At 73.4% G+C, this 18,094-nt stretch carries 13 protein-coding genes; 2 read left to right on the forward strand and 11 right to left on the reverse strand.

Going from position 1 to position 18,094, the window contains the following annotated elements; translation table 11 throughout:
* Position 1 precedes the first annotated feature (1 nt).
* Positions 2-796, reverse strand: coding sequence for a TIGR00282 family metallophosphoesterase (locus ANAE109_RS05575; protein ID WP_041448142.1), 795 nt, complete (start codon positions 794-796; stop codon positions 2-4).
* Positions 797-831: 35 nt separating this feature from the next.
* A complete protein-coding gene (locus tag ANAE109_RS05580) occupies positions 832-1,449 on the reverse strand; it encodes a 5-formyltetrahydrofolate cyclo-ligase (RefSeq protein ID WP_011985410.1) in 618 nt (205 codons plus the stop codon).
* A 389-nt stretch (positions 1,450-1,838) separates the two neighbouring features.
* On the opposite strand from ANAE109_RS05580, the gene ANAE109_RS05585 reads away from it, so the two are divergent.
* On the forward strand, positions 1,839-2,750 hold the full coding sequence (locus tag ANAE109_RS05585) for a serine/threonine-protein kinase (RefSeq protein ID WP_011985411.1): 912 nt from the start codon (positions 1,839-1,841) through the stop codon (positions 2,748-2,750).
* A 117-nt stretch (positions 2,751-2,867) separates the two neighbouring features.
* Here ANAE109_RS05585 and ANAE109_RS05590 read toward each other — a convergent pair whose 3' ends face one another.
* The 9 genes from ANAE109_RS05590 to glgX all read right to left on the reverse strand — a co-directional run bounded on the left by ANAE109_RS05590 (position 2,868) and on the right by glgX (position 16,734).
* Positions 2,868-4,007, reverse strand: coding sequence for a cysteine desulfurase family protein (locus ANAE109_RS05590; RefSeq protein ID WP_011985412.1), 1,140 nt, complete (start codon positions 4,005-4,007; stop codon positions 2,868-2,870).
* Between the two features lie 49 nt (positions 4,008-4,056).
* Entirely contained in the window at positions 4,057-5,184 is a 1,128-nt protein-coding gene (locus ANAE109_RS05595; RefSeq protein WP_011985413.1) for a bifunctional oligoribonuclease/PAP phosphatase NrnA, read from the reverse strand.
* On the reverse strand, positions 5,181-6,011 hold the full coding sequence (locus tag ANAE109_RS05600) for a deoxyribonuclease IV (RefSeq protein WP_041448143.1): 831 nt from the start codon (positions 6,009-6,011) through the stop codon (positions 5,181-5,183). The genes ANAE109_RS05595 and ANAE109_RS05600 overlap by 4 nt, the downstream gene beginning before the upstream one ends.
* A gap of 221 nt (positions 6,012-6,232) precedes the next feature.
* The gene (locus ANAE109_RS05605; protein WP_011985415.1) at positions 6,233-6,997 is read right to left on the reverse strand and encodes a Fic family protein; all 765 of its coding nucleotides are present in this window, start codon (positions 6,995-6,997) and stop codon (positions 6,233-6,235) included.
* A gap of 417 nt (positions 6,998-7,414) precedes the next feature.
* A complete protein-coding gene (locus tag ANAE109_RS05610; RefSeq protein WP_041448144.1) occupies positions 7,415-8,329 on the reverse strand; it encodes a branched-chain amino acid transaminase in 915 nt (304 codons plus the stop codon).
* Between the two features lie 77 nt (positions 8,330-8,406).
* Positions 8,407-9,834, reverse strand: coding sequence for a patatin-like phospholipase family protein (locus ANAE109_RS05615; RefSeq protein ID WP_011985417.1), 1,428 nt, complete (start codon positions 9,832-9,834; stop codon positions 8,407-8,409).
* Between the two features lie 35 nt (positions 9,835-9,869).
* Positions 9,870-12,914: a bifunctional [glutamate--ammonia ligase]-adenylyl-L-tyrosine phosphorylase/[glutamate--ammonia-ligase] adenylyltransferase gene (gene glnE / locus ANAE109_RS05620; protein ID WP_011985418.1), complete on the reverse strand. Its 3,045-nt coding sequence runs from the start codon at positions 12,912-12,914 to the stop codon at positions 9,870-9,872.
* A gap of 190 nt (positions 12,915-13,104) precedes the next feature.
* Positions 13,105-14,532: a sigma-54 dependent transcriptional regulator gene (locus ANAE109_RS05625; RefSeq protein WP_011985419.1), complete on the reverse strand. Its 1,428-nt coding sequence runs from the start codon at positions 14,530-14,532 to the stop codon at positions 13,105-13,107.
* A gap of 66 nt (positions 14,533-14,598) precedes the next feature.
* On the reverse strand, positions 14,599-16,734 hold the full coding sequence (glgX, locus tag ANAE109_RS05630; RefSeq protein WP_011985420.1) for a glycogen debranching protein GlgX: 2,136 nt from the start codon (positions 16,732-16,734) through the stop codon (positions 14,599-14,601).
* 205 nt (positions 16,735-16,939) lie between these two features.
* Here glgX and ANAE109_RS05635 point away from each other — a divergent pair, with 205 nt between their 5' ends.
* Positions 16,940-18,055, forward strand: a complete 1,116-nt coding sequence (locus tag ANAE109_RS05635; RefSeq protein ID WP_011985421.1) for a glycosyltransferase family 4 protein — start codon at positions 16,940-16,942, stop codon at positions 18,053-18,055.
* The last annotated feature ends 39 nt before the right edge of the window (positions 18,056-18,094 follow it).

An 18,094-nucleotide genomic window follows, 5' to 3' on the forward strand; every position in this document is an offset into this window, starting at 1 on the left:
GCTAGCTCTCCTCCAGCCTCTCCTGCACGCGCGCGATCGCCCGCGCGCGGCCGGTCTCGTCGTCGATCTCCACGACGGCGCCCTGCAGCCACACGTCGCGCTTCGCCGGCTCGAACGGCACCGGCCGCGCGGTGAGGAAGCGCTCGACGACGAGCTCCTTCTTCACGCCGATGACGGAGTCCCAGGGGCCGCACATGCCGACGTCCGTCATGAAGGCGGTGCCGCCGGCGAGGACGCGCGCGTCGGCGGTCTGCACGTGGGTGTGCGTCCCGAGCACCGCCGAGACCCGCCCGTCGAGGAAGTGGCCCATGGCGTTCTTCTCGCTCGTCGCCTCGCAGTGCATGTCGACGAGGATGGCCTTCACGCCCTCGGCGCGGAGCGCGGCGATCTCCGCCTCCGCCGCGCGGAACGGGTCCTCCAGCGAGCGCATGAACACCCGTCCCTCGAGGTTCACGACGCCGAGGCGGCGCCCGTCCGGGGTCGTGGCGACCGCGCGGCCCCGCCCCGGCGTGCCCGGGGGGTAGTTGGCCGGGCGGAGCAGGCGGCTGCCCGGACGCTCGAGGTAGGGGACGATCTCGCGCTTCGACCAGATGTGGTTGCCGCTGGTGAGGAGGTCGACCTCCGCCGCGAGGAGCTCGTCGGCGGTGTCGGGCGTCACGCCGATCCCCGACGCCGAGTTCTCGGCGTTGGCGATCACGAGATCGAGCCCTTCGCGCGCGATGAGCCGCGGGACGAGCCGCTGCACCGCCTGCCGGCCGGGCTTTCCGAACACGTCTCCGAGGAACAGGACCTTCAAGGCACCGGAGGTGTCGCAAGCGGGAGGGGCTTCCGTCAACGGGATTCTCGGCGGAACAGGAGCACCCTCGCCTCCGTCACGAGCGCGTCGAGGCGCGCGTCGTGCCCCTCCGCGGGCAGCGCCGGCACGAGCTGGAGATCGAAGGCGAGGCCGACGCGCGCCGCGCGCGGCATCGCCTCGAGGGTGGCGTCGTAGTAGCCGCCGCCGCGCCCGAGCCGATGGCCGTCGGGAGAGAACGCGACGCCCGGCATGAGCACGCAGTCGACCGCGTCGCGCGGAACGGGCGGAGCCTCGGCGGGCGGCTCGAGCGCGCCCATCGGGCCGCGCACCAGGGCCTCGGGCGCACAGCGCGCGAAGGCGAGCCGGCGGTCGCCGGGGACGATGCGAGGGTAGACGAGCAGGACGCCGCGCGAGGCGGCGCCGGCGGCGATCCCGCTCGCGTCGACCTCCGCGCCGAGCGCGGCGTAGAGCGCGAGCGTGCGTGCGTCGCGGAAGCAGGGGACCTCCTCGAGTCGCTGCGCGATGGCGTGCGATCGCTCGAGACGGTCGGCGGCGGGAAGGGCGCTGCGGGCGGCGAGCACGGCGGCGCGGAGGGCGCGCTTCTCCTCGACCGGCGTGAGGCCCGTCGCGCTCAGGATCGCCTCCCCGGGCAAAAAAAGAGCCCCCGCGTGGAGCCGTGTGGCCCGGTTGCTTGGACCTGTATTTCTACAGGTGGGGCACCCGAAGACCCAGCGTCCGTAGGCTTCTCCCTCGCAGCTGGGAGCTTGCTCATGGACGTGGGCGGGCGCTCCGCTTTGGACAAAGTCGGCCCAAACGACGCGGGGCCCAATCACGAGCTCGGCAGGGGCAGATTTAGATCAAGAAAAAAGAGCTAACACCGCAGAACGCGCGGCGTTTTTACGAGTCAATCGTAGGCGGGCGGGCGGGGACTGTCAAGCGATGACGTCAGCCTCCACGGGTAGAGTCCCCCCGTGCGGGCACCCTTTCGTACGCTCGGCTACACCCCCACCGGCGCGGCGCCGTTCGGCGCACGGACGGCCGCGTGAGCGTTCCCGAGCTGGCGGGCTACGCCCTCGAGGCGCTCGTCGGGCGCGGGGGCATGGCGGAGGTGTTTCGCGCGGTCGCCCGGCACGGCCCGCACGCCGGGAGGACCGCCGCGGTGAAGCGGCTCCTGCCCGAGCTGGCGCGCGACCCGGAGCACGTCGCGCTCCTCGCGGAGGAGGCGGCCGTCACGCGCCGGCTCCGGCATCCGGCGATCGTCGAGGTGCTCGAGACCGGCGTCGCCGACGGCGTTCCGTTCCTCGTGATGGAGTACGTGGACGGGCGGAACCTGCGCGAGGTGCTCGCTCGGTGCGCGGCGCGCCGCATCCTGCTCCCGGTGGACTTCGGCTGCTACGTCGGCCACGTCGTCGCCGGCGCGCTCGCACACGCGCACGAGGGGCGCGACGAGGCCGGGGCGCCGCTCGGCATCGTCCACTGCGACGTCTCCCCCTCGAACGTGTTCGTCTCCCGGCTCGGCGCCGTGAAGCTGGGCGACTTCGGCGTGGCGCGAGCGGCGGGTGCGGCGGGCCGGGCGCCCGGCGCGTTCGGGAAGGTCCAGTACCTCGCCCCGGAGCTCATCCGCGGTGAGCCGCCCACCCCGCGGACGGACGTCTTCGCGCTCGGCGCGGTGCTCTTCGAGCTGCTCACGAACACGCGCGCCTTCCCCGGCCGCGACGTGAACGAGGTCGGGCAGCGGATCCTGGCCGGCCGCCTGCGCGCGCCCTCGGAGGTCCGCCCGGAGCTGCCCTTCGAGCTCGACGCGCTGGTGCTGCGCTGCCTCGCCCCCGATCCGCGCGATCGCTGGCCCAGCGCGGCGGACGTCGCCCGCGAGGTCGCCGGCCTCTACGATCCCGCGGTGGGGACCGAGCTCGCCATCGCCGCCGTGGTGCGGGGGCTGTTCGGCGCGGAGTGACGCCGGGCAGGCCCCCGGACGCGGGAGGGCGAGCGCGCGCCCGCCGGCCTCGTGGCAGCGGCGCGCGCCCGTCGCGACTCGCGAAGGCGAGCTCGGCGCGCGTGCCTGAGGAGACCGTCAGGCCGGGATGGCGCGCCGCACCCGCTCCACGAGCGGAGGGACGATCCGCAGCGCGAGGTCCACCTCCTCGGCGGTGGAGGTCCAGCCGAGGGAGAAGCGGATCGTGCTCCGGGCCTCGGCCTCGGTGAGGCCGAGGGCGAGGAGCACGCCGGAGGGCTTCGTCGAGCCGGAGTGGCAGGCCGAGCCCGCGCTCGCGCAGAGGCCGTCCACGTCCATCGCCATCAGCAGCGCCTCGGCGTCGCAGCCCTCGAACGTCACCGAGGCCGTCCCGGGCAGGCGCGGCGCGCCCGCGCCGTTGACGCGGGCGCCCGGCACGCGCGCGAGGAGCCCAGCCTCCAGCCGATCGCGGAGCTCCGCCACGCGCGCCGACTCCTCCTCCCGGCGCGCGCACGCGGCCATCAGGGCCGCGCCGAGGCCGGCGATGCCGGGCAGGTTCTCGGTCCCCGGCCGGCGCCCGCGCTCCTGCTCGCCGCCCGCGAGCGGCGCGAGCGGGAGGCCCGGGGTGACCCACAGCACGCCCGCGCCGCGCGGGCCGCCGAACTTCTGGGCGGTGAGCGCGACGAGGTCCGCTCCGAGCGTGCGGACGTCCAGCGGGATCTTGCCGGCTGCCTGCACCGCGTCGCAGAAGAAGAGGGCGCCGGCCTCGCGCGCCGCCGCCGCCAGCTCGGGGACGGGCAGGAGGACGCCGGTCTCGTTGTTCGCCCGCATCGCGCAGGCGAGGGCGACGTCCGGCCCGAGCGCGGCGCGGAAGCGCTGCGGCTCGATCAGCCCGCGCCGATCGACCGGCACGACCGTGAGCGGCGTCCCCCCCCGCTCGAGCGCGCGCGCGAGGGAGAGCACGCAAGGATGCTCCACCGCGGTGACCACGAGCCGGCGCCGTCCGGCGGGCGCCCCCGCGAGCGCGCCGCGCAGCGCGAGGGCGGCGGACTCGGTCGCCCCGCTCGTGAAGACGACGTCGGCCGCCGCGGCGCCGATCGCCGAGGCCACCTGCGCGCGGGCGCCGTCGAGGAGGTCGCGCGCCGCCCGGCCGGCGGCGTGGACGGAGCTCGGGTTCCCGAACACCTCGAGCGCGGCCCGCACGGCCGCGATCGACTCCGGCCGCATCGGCGTGATGGCGTTGTGGTCCAGGTAGATCACGCGACCCCCTCCGCCGCCCGGCGGTCCGGTGGGCGCGGCGCCGCCGAGCTCAAACGAGCTTCCGGACCTTGCGCGCGTTGACGCCGAACGCGTCGAGGAAGCTGCGCACGACCTCGTCGCGCAGCCGCTTGCGGGCGGCGACGGAGAGGCCCTTCATCGGCAGCCGGGCCCCCGCCATGGTCCCATGCCCGCCGGCCGAGCCGCCCTTCGCCTCGATCACCTCGCGGATGAGCCTGCCGGCGTTCATCCGCCGGTCGCCGGTGCGGACCGAGAAGTAGAGCTGGTCCTCGTACTCGGCGAAGGCGAGCGACCAGCGCATGCCCTCGAGGTACATGAAGCGCTCGGCGATCTCCGCGACCATGTCGGGCGTGTAGATCTCGCCGAGGTCGCAGATCACGACCTCGTCCTCGTACACGTGGGCCTTCTCGATCGCCACGTGGTAGAGGCGGAAGTAGTCCTCGGGGAGCTTCGGGTGCTCGATGTCGCCGAGGGCGTCCTTGTCCGCCATCGGGAAGAGCCAGAGGTACGCCTCGACGTCCTGGTCCGTGGTCTGCCGGCCGAGGTCGCGCGTGTCCGCCTTGATCCCGTAGAAGAGCGCGGTCGCCAGATCGGGCGGCATCTTCAGGCCGCTCGCGCGGAAGTACTCCGCGAGCACGGTCGACGTGGCGCCCAGGGGACCGCCGACGTCCGCGATGGGCGCGAGGTGCGAGTCGGGCCGCTCCGGGTGGTGATCGATGACGACGTCCGGGAAGTGGCGCGCGGGCAGCGAGTGGTTTCCCTGCTCCGGCTGGGTGTCGACCATGCAGATGAGGTCGTACTCGTCGAACACCACGCGCGAGATGGGGACCACCGGCAGCTTGAGCACGCGGATCAGCGCCCGGTTCTCGGCGCGGCCCACGATGCCGCCGTAGGCGACGATGGCCTCGACGCCCGCGAGCTTGTCGAGGAGGTAGGCGAGCGCGACGCCCGCCGCGATGGAGTCGGGATCCGGGTTGTCGTGGGTGAGGATGAGCCCCCGCTTGTGGGAGCGGGCGTACTCGATCAGCCGATCGAGCTTCGCCTTCGTGCCCGCGACGTGGCGCGGGTAGAGCGACATCCGCGTGGAGCGGACCGGTGGCCGCGCGCGCGATCGCGCGGGCTCTTCGTTCGGGTGGCGCATGGGATTGGGTGCCTTCATCGGCGTCGCACGAGGCCGCGGAGCACCTCGATGTTCTCCTTCCAGCGCGATTCGGTCTCCACGAACCCGGGCAGCTCCGCGAACCGGGCGTCGTTCACGAGGAAGCGAAACGGGGTGATCCCCATCGCGCCCTCTCCGATGTGCTCGTGCCGGTCGACCCGGCACCCGAGCGGCTTCTTCGAGTCGTTGAGGTGGAACGCGCGGACGTTCGCGAGGCCGACCACCCGGTCGAGCTCCTCGATCGTGCGGTGATAGCCCGCCTCGTGGGTGATGTCGTAGCCGGCCGCGAACACGTGGCAGGTGTCGACGCAGACGCCGACGCGCCGGCGCTTGGCGGCCGGGACGGCGTCGCGGATGGCCGCGACGTGCTCGAAGCGCCAGCCGAGGCTGCTCCCCTGGCCGGCGGTGGTCTCGACGAGGAGCCGCGCCTTCCCGGGCACCGCGTCCAGCGCCCGCTCCATCGCCTCGGCGACGAGCCGGATCCCCTCGGCCTCGTCGCAGTGGCTGCCCGGGTGGAAGATCAGGGACGGGATGCCGAGCGCCTCGCAGCGGCCGAGCTCGTCGGCGAGGCCGGCCCAGCTCTTGCGACGGATGTCGGCGTCCTCGGAGCAGCAGTTGATGAGGTAGGAGGAGTGGGCCGCGGTGGGCAGCTTCGTCCGCTTCGCCTCGCCCTTGAAGCGGGCGATCTCCTCGGCCTCGAGAGGCTTCGCCGCCCACCCCCGCGCGTTGCGGGTGAAGATCTGTAGGCAGTCCGCCCCGTCCGCCTCGGCGCGGGTGAAGGCGGTCGAGACTCCGCCGGCGATGCCTTCATGGGCTCCCAGGAGCATACGGGCGCGCATCTATACAATAGGCGGACGCCACCCCGCCATGCTCGCTCCTTCCGCCCCGCGGGGGGCGGAAAGCCCAAGAAACGCGCACGCTTGTCCGTCGTGCGAGCCCGCGCTGGAGCGCGCAGGGGCACGCTGCATGACCCTAGATGACGAAAAAGCACCCGTCCGGAGCGACTCGGACGGGTGCCATTTTGTCGCGGGAGGCGCTGCTCGACCGCTCAGCGAGCGGCCTTGCGGGTCCTCATGCTCGCGCCAGCGAAGTGCTTCTCCGCCTGGGTGAGTGCGTTGTCGAGCGCCTCGATCGACAGGTCCCGCAGCGAGGACTCGGTGAGCCGGAGCGACTCGTAGTAGCGCTGCCGATCCGTCGAGTGGACGATGAGCAGGAGCGGGTAGCCGGCGTGCACGAGGAGCAGGTTCGCGAGCAGGCGGGCGATGCGGCCGGACTGATCGGTGTACGGGAACACCTGCATGAACCCGTGCTGCAGGCGCGCGATCTGCTGGACGGGGTGGAGGTGGCGGAACTCCGGGGACTCCGTCGCCTCGAGCACCTTCTCGAGCAGCGCGGGGATCTTGGCGGGCTGCGCGATCTCATGGAAGTACGCCCGGTGAAGGGGCATGTCCTTGCGGAAGTCGGGCGGTGTCTTCTCGGGCCCGCCGCAGAGCGTCTCGTTGAGCCGCTTCACCAGCGCCACGGTGAGCTTGGGCCTCTTCGCCTTCGCCTCCTCGCGGGCGAGGTCGAGCGCCGTCTTGTGGTTCCGCAGCGCGGTGAGGGCGGAGACGAACGTCGCGTCGGCGAGCGGCTGGTTCGCGAGCGCCGTGGCGAGCTCCTGGGGCGTGTAGACGACGCCCTCGAGCGCGTTCTCGTGGTACAGCCACGACAGCTCGTACTTCTGGAGGAAGTCCGCCGCCAAGTCCGGAGCGGCGCGCATCCGGTCGGCGAGGTCCTCCATGCGATCGTCGATGTCGACGTATCGGGTCCGCATCTTTCGTGCTCCTCGAGCCCCGGCGGTCCTCGCGGGGAACCTCACCCGGTGACCAGCCTCAAGTTCATGTTTTCTGGGGTGATTCTCAGGTCATCCTGAGCGGAAACGGGGCGCAATCTAGCCGAACGCTTCGCGAATCGTCAACCGCCTAGCGCCTCCGGCCGATGAAACGGGCACTCGCACGGTTTTGTTCCACCCGCTCGCCTGGTCGTGTGGGCCCGGGGCGGCCGAGCGTAGATGTCGCCGAGGTTTCGCGGAGTTGCGTCGTGGGCGGCAGGACACGCCGCGTCGATGGCGTCCCCGCGGGCATGAACGAGCGAGGGCGCGCGCCCCAAAAGGGAAACGCCGCCGGCGCCCGAGCGCTCGGCGGCGTGTGCCCTCGCGCGGTACCCCGAGGGCCCGCGAGAGCCGTACGACTCAGTACGTCGTGAGCCACTCCCGGTAGCGCTGCTCCTCGCCGCGCACGGCCCGGAAGAAGGTGTCCTGGATCTTCTTGGTCACCGGCCCCGGCTCGCCCCGCCCGATGCGGCGGCCGTCCACCTCGCGCACCGGGGTGACCTCGGCGGCGGTGCCGGTCATGAAGAGCTCGTCGGCGAGGTACATGGTGTCCCGCGTGAACTTCTCCTCGCGGATGGGGACGCCCAGGTCGCGCGCGATGCGCAGCACGGTGTCCCGCGTGATGCCGGCGAGGATGGGAGAGGAGAGCGACGGCGTCTGGAGCACGCCGTTCTTCACGATGAAGAGATTCTCGCCCGAGCCCTCCGCGACGTAGCCCTCGGTGTCGAGGAGGATCGCCTCGTCGAACCCGCTCAGCGCCGCCTCGCGGTTCGCGAGGAACGAGTTCACGTACTGGCCCGAGATCTTGGCGCGGACCAGGTTCACGTTCACGTGCATGCGCGTGAAGGAGGAGACCTTCGCGCGGATGCCGCGCTTCAGCCCGTCCTCGGACAGGTACGCGCCCCAGGGCCAGGCGGCGACCATCACCTGCACCGGGTTCACCGCGCCGACGCCCATGGACCCCGCGCCGAAGAAGGCGAGCGGGCGGAGGTAGCCGGCGTCGAGCTTGTTCGCCTTGAGCGTCGCGATGCACGCCTGCTCGATCTGCTCGATCGAGTACGGGATCTCCATCAGCACGATGTGCGCGGAGTCGAAGAGCCGCTGGACGTGCTCGCGCAGGCGGAATACGGCGGGGCGGCCGTCGGCGCCGCGGTAGGCGCGGATGCCCTCGAACACGCCGATGCCGTAGTGCAGCGCGTGCGTGAGGGTGTGGACCTTCGCCTCGTCGAAGGCGACCAGCTTGCCGTCGAGCCAGATCTCGTCCGCCTTGATCATTCCGGCCTTCCCGCTTTCTAGGGTGTGGGCGTCGAACATGCCCCACGGCGGCAGGGGTTTCAAGGGCCGGGCGCCCCTCACGCGGGAAGGGGAGGGAAGCGCCGGCACATCCGCGAGATGAACGGCATGTCCGGGTGGAGCTCCGCCTTGCCCGCCTGGATGGCGCGCTGGAGCGCGCGCTCGGACGGCACGACGTCGATCGGCGAGAGCACCCGCTGGAACGATCGGTGGTGGTGCACGAAGGGGCGGTTGCGCGCGACGTTCTGCGCGGCGAGCTGCTCGAGGCCGAACCACAGCGGCTGCGTGAGCTTGGGCCCGAAGCCTTCGAGCGCCAGCACGAAGGCGTTGCGGGTGCCGATCCCGCCGCGCTGGACCGTGGCCCACGCCTCGCGGGCGGGGAGGTTGTCCACGAGGCCGCCGTCCACCAGCCGGAACACGTCGTGCCGCTCGAACAGCTCCGCGAGCAGCCCGTGCATGCGCTCGTCCTGGCGCAGGACGTCGTAGTGGATGACGCCCGGCAGCGCGGACGAGAAGCCGACCGCGTCGATGGCGTCGAAGGCGCGGGTGGCGTCGTCCGCGCCGAGGTAGACGCGCGCGAAGCGATCGCGCTGCGCGATGAGCTCGCCCACCGCCTCCAGGGCCTCCGACATCATCCGCTTCACGACGTGCGGGCGGGGGGCGCGGCCGTGCAGGTCGAGGAGGTGCTCGTAGTAGCTGGGATCGCGGGGCAGCGCGCCGTTGCGGATGCCGGTCACCGCGACCAGCAGCGGGATGGCGAGCTGGCCGAGGGTGAGCGGGTGGCCGTCGGGCCCGCGCAGGAACTCCCCGATGGCGGCGCGCAGGTAGAGCCGCATCGCGGCGGGCAGGCCGTAGCGCGAGCCGGTCTGGAGGAACCGGAAGATCGTGCGGAACGACAGCGAGCGCATCGCCTCGTCCACGTCGCCGGCCTGCCAGCGGATGCGGCGCGCGCGGAACAGCAGGAGCACCGCGCCCATGCTCGTGCCGGCGAGGAGCCGCGGCACGAGGCCGTACTGCTCGAGGAGGGCGAACGCCCCGAGGTAGGACCAGGTCACGCCCCCGCCGCCCCCGGCGACGAGGACGAGCGCCTTCTCGCAGACCTCGCGGTCGATGGCCTCCGGCGTCACCCGGCCCGCCAGCGCCGCCGCGGCCCGCCCGCGCCACGCGCGCGCGTGGAGCGCGAGGTCGGGGACGACGCGGCACAGCTCGGCGCGGTCCGGTCCGCGCGCGCCGAGCAGGGCGGGGAGCGCGAGCTCGCGGACGTCCTCGCGGAACGGCGCGAGCAGGCCGCCGAGGTCGACGTCCGAGCCGTCCGGCGCGCGGACGACCGTGGTCCGGGCGAGGTTCAGCGCGTAGCGGAGGGCGGCCTCGTCCTGCTCCGACAGCCAGGGAGGGCTGGAGACCACGTCGCGGACGAGGGCGGCCTCGGCGTCCGAGAAGGGGCGCAGCTCCTGGTGCAGGGCGTCGAGCGGTTCGTCGGGGGGCAAGCCGGCCGGATTGTAGACGAGACGGCTCGCCCCACCTATCGCACCACGGCGTCGAACGCGGCGCGCACCGCCGCGGTGGTCCGCGCGTAGTCCGCGAGGAAGCGATCGCCGGGCGACGGGCCGTAGTACCCGAGCCGGCGCGCGAGCTGCTGCAGCGCCGGGCCGCGCTCGGGGAGGTGATCGATGGCGAAGTCGTGGACGATGCGGAGCCGAAGCTCCACGCGCCGCAGGAACTCGTACCCGCGCGCGAGCGCCTCGTGGTCCGCTTCGCGCAGGAGCCCGTGGGCGCGGAGCCGCTCGAGCGCCAGGGGCGTCGAGCCGGTGCGGATCTGGGGGTGGTCGTATCCGTGCAGGAGCTGGAGGAACTGCGCCGCGAACTCGACGTCCACGAGGCCGCCGTGGCCGGTCTTGGGGTTCTTCCCCCGCGAGGCCTCCTTCGCGAGCTCGGTCTCCATCCGCTCCCGCATGCGGCGGATCTCGGCCGCGAGCGGGGCGCGGTCCTCGCGGCGCCCGTACACCACCGGCAGGATCACCTGCGCCTCGATCTCGACGAACGGCGCGGGGTCGCCCGCGACGTGCCTCGCCCGCAGGAGCGCCTGCCGCTCCCAGAGCTGGCTGCGCACCTCGCCGGTCGCGCCGGCGCCCGCGCCGCCCGGGAGCGCCTCGCCCATGTGGTAGCGCTTGAACCCCTCCGTGCCGATGACGAGCGCGCCCTGGTTGCCCGAGGGGCGGAGCCGCGTGTCGATGGCGAACAGGCGCCCCTCGCGCAGGGGCATCTGCAGGAACGACATGAAGCGCTGGGCGAGCCGCGCGTAGGCGGCGTGGTGCTCGCCGCCGCCCCCGCGGTAGAGGAACACGAGGTCGAGATCGGAGTGGTAGCCGAGCTCGCGCCCGCCGAGCTTGCCCATCCCCACCACGCAGAGCCGCTGGGGCGGCAGCGCGCCCTTCGCGCGCGCCTCCCCCTCGGCCAGCTCCAGGCAGCGCTCGAGGCACACCTCGGCGAGGTCCGAGAGCTGGCGCGCGATGACGGGCACGTCGATCGTGCCCGCGATGTCGTGGATCGCGACGCGCAGCACCTCCTCGTTCTTGAAGCGCCTGAGCTCGCCGAGCTGGCGCTCGAGGAGATCGTCGGGCGCGAGGTCCGCGGGGATCGCCGCGAGCCGCTCCTCGAGATCGGCGCGGAAGCGCGCGACGTCCTTCTCGAGCAGGACCTGATCCTGCCGGAGCAGCATGTCGATGAGCTCGGGGTGGCGCAGGAAGCGCTTCGAGAGGAAGTCGGAGGTGCCGAACAGCGACAGGAGCAGCCGCGCCACCCGCCGGTGCTCGGCGAGCATGCGGAAGTAGGGCTCGGGGTTCGCGAGCGCCGCCGCGAAGTCGGCGAGGTGCGAGAGGGCCTGGTCGGGGTCGGGCGTGCCGAGCGCGTCGCCGAGGAGCGCGACGGCGGCGGCGGGATCGCCGTGCGGCGAGAAGGGGGTGCGCCGCCGCGCCATCGCGTCGATGGCGGCGAGCACGCGGTCCGGGTCCATGAGGCCGCGCCGCGCGGCGATCTCGGCGCGGCGCTCCCGCGGGACCTCCGGGTCGGCGAGGAGCGCGAGCTCGGGGTCGAGGGGGGGCGCCTCCTCGGCGGCCGTCCCCAGCAGCCCGGCGAACAGCGCCGCCACCCGCTCCCGGTGCGCCGCCAGGGCCGCCTCGAACGCCGCCTCCGTGGCGAAGCCCATGGCGCGCGCGAGGCCGAGCCGCTCGCCGGCGGGGGGGAGCCGGTGCGTCTGCGCGCCCTCCACCATCTGGACGCGGTGCTCCGCGCGCCGCAGGAAGAGGTAGGCGTCCGCGAGCCCGTCGCCGTCCCTGGCCGGGACCACGCCCGCGAAGATGAGCCGCTCGAGGGCGGGGAGCACCGCGCGCTCCCGCAGCGGCTTCCCCTCCTGCCGCCCTCCGTGCAGCAGCTGCAGCGCCGACACGAAGAACTCCGCCTCGCGGATGCCGCCCTTGCCCAGCTTCAGGTCGTCCTTCCCCTCCGCGCCGGCGCGCGCGTCGATGCGCGCCTTCATCGCCTGGATCTCGGCGAGCACGTCGAGGTCCAGGCTGCGCCGCCAGACGAACGGCTCGAGCTGGCGCATCAGCTCCTCGCCCGCGGCGAGATCCCCCGCGGCGGGCCGCGCCTTCACGAGCGCGTTCCGCTCCCAGGTGCGCCCGAACGACTGGTAGTAGAGCTCGGCCGCGCGGACGCTGTTCACGATGGGCCCGTTCTGCCCGTCGGGCCGCAGGTTCAGGTCCACGCGGAAGACGAACCCGTCCTCGGTCGGCTTGGCGATCGCCTCGGTCACGAGCTCCGCGAGCTTCGCGTAGTAGGCGAAGTGCGTGACCGGCTTCTCGCCGCGCGTCTGGCCGTCCCGCTCGTAGACGTAGACGAGGTCCACGTCGGACGAGAAGTTGAGCTCGCGCGCGCCGAGCTTGCCCATGGCGATCGCGCAGAAGCCCGCGCCCGGCTCGCGGCCCTCCATCCCCTCGGGGGGCCCGTGCCTCGTGCGCAGCCGCCGGTCGTGGAAGCGGATCGCCGCGTCGAGGCAGGCGGTGGCGAGGGAGGAGAGCTCGGCGGTCACCTCCTTCACGCGCGCGCGCCCGAGATCGCGCAGCGCGATCCGGACGATCTCCCGGGCGCGGACGCGGCGCAGGAGGCTCAGGAAGCCGGGGACGTCCTCCGGGTCGAGCCGGCGCACCGCGCGGGCGAGCAGCCCGCGCAGGTCGGCCTCGGCGCGCGGCTGGTCCACGAACGGGGAGCGGGCGGCGCGGCGCAGGAGGCGCGGATCGCGGGCGAGGAGCGCGGCGACCATGCGCGACGAGCCGGCGAGCAGCACGAGGGCCTGGAGCAGGTCGCGCTCGGCGGGGAGCTCGCCCGCGCCGTCCACGTAGCGCTCGACGCCGGCGAGGGCGAGGTCGGGATCGGCGGACAGCCGGCACGCCGCGAGCACCTCCTCGAACCGGGCGGGGAAGCGGCTTCGGAGGCGCGCCAGGCGCTCTTGGGAGTCGGGCGCGCGCGGCTCCTCCGGCCCGAGGCCGGGGATCGCGTGGGCGGGGCGCATGGGGACCCTCATGGCGCCGCCCACTTGCGTTGAGCGTCGCGAGGCGCACGGAGCCGTCGCCGAGCGGGGCACACGACGACCGAGCAGCGCAGGCGTGCCTGGAAGGCACGTCGAGCAGCGCAGGGAGGAGTCTGCCCCGCGCAGGCAGGCAGCGTGCGCCGCAGCAGCTCAATGCGGGTGGGTGTCGCCATCAAGCCTCGTCGCCGTCGGGATCGGCGGGGACCGGGCCGCCCCGTCCCGCGCGCGACAGGCCGTGCTGCTTGATCTTCTTGTGCAGGTTCGTGCGCTCGACCCCCAGCGCCTGCGCGGCCTGCGTGATGTTCCAGTCGTGCTCCTCGAGCTTCTTGAGGATGTAGTCGCGCTCGACGAGGTCGCGCAGCTCGCGGAGCGGGACCTCGCCGTAGCGAGAGAGGTCGGAGCCGCCCGCGGCGGGTGGCGCGGCGGGCCGGGCGCCGACGGTCTCCGGCACGTCCGCGGCGGTGATCCGGTCGCCGCTCATGATCACCATGCGCTCGCACACGTTCCGCAGCTCGCGCACGTTCCCGGGCCAGCGGTACGCGCGCAGGCGGTCGTAGACCTCGGGATCGACGGCCTTGGGGCGGGTGCCGTTCTCCCGCGCGGCGAGCTGGAAGAAGCGCTCGGCGAGGAGCGGCACGTCCTCGAGCCGCTCGCGGAGCGGCGGCGAGACGAGCGGCACGACGTTCAGGCGGAAGTAGAGGTCCTCGCGGAACGTCCCCTCGCGCACCTCCGCCTCGAGGTCCTTGTTCGTCGCGGCGATGACGCGCACGTCGACGTTGAGGGCGCGCTCGCTGCCGACCCGCACGATCTCCCCGGTCTGCAGGGCGCGGAGCACCTTCGCCTGCGCCGACAGGCTCATGTCGCCGATCTCGTCCAGGAACAGGGTCCCGCCGTGGGCGACCTCGAACTGGCCGCGCCGGCGCGACGCCGCCCCGGAGAAGCTGCCCTTCTCGTGGCCGAAGAGCTCGCTCTCGATGAGCTCGGAGGGGATGGCCGCGCAGTTCACCTTCACGAACGGCCCCTGCGCCCGCTTCGATTGACGGTGGATCTCCGCGGCGACGAGCTCCTTGCCGGTGCCGGACTCGCCCAGCACGAGCACCCGCCCGCTCGTGGGGGCGACCTTGGCGATGTCCTCGCGCAGCCGCCGCATCGCCGGGCTCTCGCCGAGCATCTCGTCCTGGAACTTCCGCTCGCGCGCCGCGAGGACCTGGACCTTCTCCTCGAGCGAGCGGCGGGCGAGCGCGTTCCGCACCGAGACGAGCACCCGGTCGCGGTCGACCGGCTTCGAGAAGAAGTCGGTCGCGCCGCGCTTCACCGCGTCGACGACGTCGCTCGTGTCGGCGTGGCCGCTGATGACCACGACCGGCAGGTCCCGCCACAGCTCGCGCGCGCGGGAGAGCAGGGCCAGGCCGTCCATGCCCGGCAGGCGGATGTCGAAGATGCCGAGGTCGACCGGCTCGCCCTCGAGGATCTTGAGCGCGTCCTCCGCGCTCTCCGCCTCGGAGACGGCGTAGCCCTCCGCCTCGAGGACCATGCGCAGCGTGCGGCGGATGTTGCGCTCGTCGTCCACCACGAGCACGGTTGGCTTCGTCGCGTCCATGGGGCGGGGATTATAGGGAATCGGCGCGGGGTTCGCGCGTCCCCGGACGCGTTCGCCGGCGAGGCCTCAGCGGTCGGCCGGGCGGGAGAGGATCACGAGGGAGCGCGCCTCCAGCGGCACCGACCCGCGGGCGGCCACGTGCTCGCGCTTCTGCTCCAGCTCGCCGGCCGTGTCGACGAGCACCTCCCACTCCCGCCCCCAGTCCACGTCGGGGAGGACGTAGGTGACCCGCTCGTGCGAGGCGTTGAGCAGGACGAGCAGCGAGTCGCCCACGATCCGTTCGCCCCGCTCGTCGGGCGTCGCGATCTGGTCGCCGCCGAGCAGGAAGGCCACGGACTTCGCGAAGGGCCTCTGCCAGTCCTCCTCGGTCATCTCGACGCCGTCGGGCCGGAACCAGGCCAGGTCCTTGAGCGACGAGTCCCAGGGCCGGCCGCCGCGGAAGAAGCGTCGCCGCTGCAGGACCGGCTGGTCCAGGCGGAGCTGGATCATCCGCCGCACGAAGGCCAGGAACGCGCGGCGGCCGTCGTCGAGGTTCCAGTCGAGCCAGCTGAGCTCGTCGTCGTGGCAGTAGGCGTTGTTGTTGCCGCGCTGGGTCTTCCCCAACTCGTCGCCCGCGGTGATCATCGGGACGCCCTGCGAGACCAGCAGCGTCGCCATGAGGTTCCGCATCTGGCGCTCGCGGAGCGCGAGGATCGCCGGGTCGTCCGTCTCGCCCTCGGCGCCGCAGTTCCAGGAGTGGTTGTCGTCCGCCCCGTCGCGGTTGTCCTCGAGGTTCGCCTCGTTGTGCTTGCGGTCGTAGCTCACGAGATCGCGCAGCGTGAAGCCGTCGTGCGCGGTGACGAAGTTCACGCTCGCGTAGATCTTCCGGCCCGCCGCCTCGTAGAGGTCGGCGGAGCCGGTGAGCCGGTAGCCCATCTCGCCGGCCAGGTTCTCGTCGCCCTTCCAGAAGCGCCGCACGACGTCGCGGTACTTCCCGTTCCACTCGGACCAGCGCACCGGGAAGGCGCCGACCTGGTAGCCGCCAGGGGCGACGTCCCAGGGCTCCGCGATGAGCTTCACCCTCTCCAGGACCGGGTCCTGGTGCACGGCGGCCAGGAAGCGGGACGCCTCCGCGAACTGCTCCGGATCGCGGGCGAGGGTGACGGCGAGGTCGAACCGGAAGCCGTCGACGTGCATCTCCTCGACCCAGTAGCGCAGCGAGTCCATCACGAGCTTCAGCGCCTGCGGGTTCGTGGTGTCGAGCGAGTTCCCGCAGCCGGTGGAGTCCCAGAAGTAGCGCGGGGACTCCGCCACCAGGCGGTAGTAGGTGCGGTTGTCGAGCCCCTTCAGCGAGAGCGTCGGGCCGAGGTGGTTCCCCTCGCAGGTGTGGTTGTAGACGACGTCGAGGATGACCTCGATGCCCGCCGCGTGCAGCGCCCTCACCATGGCGCGGAACTCCGTCACCTGCTCGCCGCGCGAGCCGCGGGCGTACTTCTGCTCGGGCGCGAAGAAGCCCAGGGTGGAGTAGCCCCAGTAGTTGGTGAGGCCCTTCGAGCGGAGGAACGGGTCGTCGAGGTACTCGTGGACGGGGAGGAGCTCGACGGCGGTCACGCCGAGGCGCTGGAGGTGGGCGATCGCCGGGGGCGAGCCGAAGCCCGCGTAGGTGCCGCGCAGCTCCGGCGGCACCTCCGGGTGACGCGCCGTGAACCCCTTCACGTGCACCTCGTAGATCACGCTGCGGTGCAGCGGGGTGCGCGGCGGCCGATCGCCGCGCCAGTCGAAGTGGTTCCCCACCACGACGGATCTCGGCACCGCCGCGGCGCTGTCGCGGTCGTCGAGCGCGAGGTCCTGCTCCGGCGCGTCGTGCCGATACGAGAAGATCGGGCCCTCGAGGTCCACCTCGCCGGAGATGGCGCGCGCGTACGGATCGACGAGCAGCTTCGCGCCGTTGAAGCGGAGGCCGGCCTCGGGCTCGTACGGTCCGTGCGCGCGGTACCCGTAGGGCGTCCCCGCGCCGACGCCCGGCAGGTACGCGTGCCAGACGTGGCCGGTCCGCTCGGAGAGCCGGACGCGGCGCAGCTCGCGCGACGGATCGTCGGCCGCGAAGAGGCAGAGGTCGATCGCGTCCGCCTCGCGCGCGTAGACGGCGAAGTTGGTCCCTTCGTCGTCGTTGGTCGCGCCGAGGGGGTAGGGCCGCCCGGGCCAGATGGCGTCGGATGTCATCCTGGTGCCCGCTCCGTGCCGGGCTCACCAGAATCTGCTGACGGGCCGCCCGGGCGGCCATCGAGCAGGTGCCCGACCGCCAGGGGCGGCAGGGCGGCGCCCACCTCGGCAGGAGTCGCAGCCGTCCGACCGCGCCGGGCGGGCGGCCGCTTCGACCCCGACGTGGAGCGGATCGCGGGGCGTCCCGCCGGATATACGCTCGCGGATGAAGGTCCTCCTCGTCGCCGACGCCGTGGGTGGCGTCTTCACCTACGCGGTCGAGCTGTCGCGCGCGCTCACCTCTCGCGGGGTGGGCGTCGTGCTCGCCACCGAGGGGGCCCTCCTCGCTGCCGAGCAGCGCCGCGCGCTGGCCGGGATCGCCGGGCTCGCGCACGAGGAGCGCCCGTTCCGGCTCGAGTGGATGGAGGACCCGTGGGACGACGTCGCGGCCGCGGGCCGCTGGCTCCTCGAGCTCGAGGAGCGCGAGCGGCCCGATGTCGTCCACACCAACTCCTTCGCGCACGGCGCCCTGCCGTTCCGCGCGCCGAAGCTGGTCGTCGGCCACTCCGACGTCGTCTCCTGGTTCGAGGCCGTGAAGCGCGCGCCGCCGCCGCCCTCCTGGGACCGGTACCGCGCGGCGGTGACGGCGGGTCTCCACGGCGCCGACGCGGTCGCGGCGCCGAGCGCGGCGATGGCGGCGGCGCTCGTCCGTCACTACGGCCCCCTCCCGCGCCCGGCGGTCATCCCGAACGGCCGCGACCCTTCGCGCTTCCCGCCCCGGCCGAAGCGGGAGCTCGTGCTCGGCGCCGGGGGGCTCTCGGACGAGGCGAAGAACGCCCTCGCGCTCGCGCGCGTCGCCCCGCGCTTGACGTGGCCGGTCTACATCGCCGGCGAGACGCCGGCCTCCGGCCGCAAGACCGCACGAGCGAGCGAGTCCGCGGGCACCGCGGGCGGCGAGGCCACGCTGCTCGGCCGCCTCGAGGAGGACGCGCTGTCCCGCTGGATGGGAGAGGCGGCGATCTTCGCCCACCCGGCACGCTACGAGCCGTTCGGGCTCTCGGTGCTGGAGGCGGGGCTCGCGGGGTGTGCGCTCGTGCTCGGCGACATCCCCAGCCTGCGCGAGAGCTGGTCGGGCGCCGCCGCCTTCGTGCCGCCGGACGAGGACGACGCCCTGGCCGCCGCGCTGGGGGCGCTCGCCCGGGACCCTGATCGACGCGCGATCCTCGCCGGCCGCGCCCGGGCGCGCGCCCGGCGATTCGGCGCGGGGCGGATGGCAGAGCGCACGCTCGCCCTCTACCGGACGCTCGTGTCCCGCGCCGCGTCGCTCGGAGCCCCGACCTAGGAAGAAGAGATTGGCGCTCCAACGGGAGTGGATGTCCGC

This window comes from Anaeromyxobacter sp. Fw109-5 (genome assembly GCF_000017505.1).
GTDB lineage: Bacteria > Myxococcota > Myxococcia > Myxococcales > Anaeromyxobacteraceae > Anaeromyxobacter.